The organism is Rhodoferax sp. ZS1R8 (assembly GCF_056521325.1).
Genome location: NZ_JBWMBA010000186.1, coordinates 1 through 1,064, shown reverse-complemented (window position 1 = coordinate 1,064; position 1,064 = coordinate 1). Strand labels below are relative to the sequence as shown.

General features: G+C 60.3%; 1 protein-coding gene and 1 pseudogene. One reads left to right on the top strand and one right to left on the bottom strand.

The features are described from left to right. Positions 1 to 126 precede the first annotated feature (126 nt). Positions 127 to 501 carry a globin family protein gene (locus AC097P_RS24870; protein ID WP_479613086.1) on the top strand — a complete coding sequence of 125 codons (375 nt, stop codon included), beginning with the start codon at positions 127 to 129 and terminating at the stop codon, positions 499 to 501. A gap of 101 nt (positions 502 to 602) precedes the next feature. On the opposite strand, the pseudogene AC097P_RS24865 reads toward AC097P_RS24870, so the two are convergent. Beyond that, positions 603 to 1,064: pseudogene (locus AC097P_RS24865) on the bottom strand (patatin-like phospholipase family protein); the annotation flags it as partial.

Here is a 1,064-nt window from a genome sequence, read left to right as displayed (position 1 = left end):
CCGCCGCTGCGCTGTTCCATTGCAATCTGTTGCACGGCCGCCCCTGGCTGGTCGCCCCCTATAGCGGTTACGTGGATGAGCGCGACGACATGGTCATGCGGACCTTTGGTCTGCGCCATTAAAGGCATGCATACGCTGGATACCCACGCCTCACTGCTGCTGCAGATTGGCCGCGTCAACGCCGCATGCGGCGTGCAGTCCCACCACTACCCTTACTTTGAAGTTGCCCTGATCCAGACGCTGGGGCAAATCTTGGGCGATGCACTGACCGAGCCGCTCAAACAAGCCTGGATCGCCGTGTTTGGCACCATGACGCGGTTGATGCTGGCCGGCGCCAATGGCGATTTTTGCGTCACCATCCGCCAGCAGTCGGCAGACCGGCGCCACCAGCGCAGGCGTATCGCGCACGACATGGGTGGCAACCGTGGCTACCACCGCCGCGGTGGGCCAGAGAGCAACCGGCGCCTCCACCGCAGCGTCGTTCTGCAGCCCAGTCTGTAAAATACTATTGGCAAGAATGGCCTATAGCCCCCGTGAAATATAGTTAACATGCTATATAAAAGATAGCATGTTGGCGGCGGGCATGCTGCCTTCTCGTCGCACTACCGGTTGTAGCGGTTCACCAGGCGCATACCTTCTTGTGAACCGTGCTTGTCTCGCGCAAACGCCTCGCGGCCACGCGCGTAGCCGTAGTTCCAGTGGTCGTCCATGTGTTGTACAAATTCGGCGTAGCTTGGCATCGATTCCAGGCGCACTCGGTTCTGCCGCCAATCCAGCACATTGCGCATATAGGGCTTGGACAGCGCCTGCATGATGTCCGATGTGTCTATCCACACATCGGCATACTGCGCATGCACCTGGCGTAGCCGCTGGTTGGCATCCGTGCCCAGCACGGCGCGCCAGGCGGGCACCGACATCAGCTGGTCAAACGGTGCCTTGAATTCCATCACCACCCGGTGCGCCAAGCGGTGCGCCAGCTCGATCGGGAACAGATCCACCACACCACCCATGTAGTGAGCACCACCCTGCGGGTGGCAGGCAAAGTAATACATGTCTGACACCGA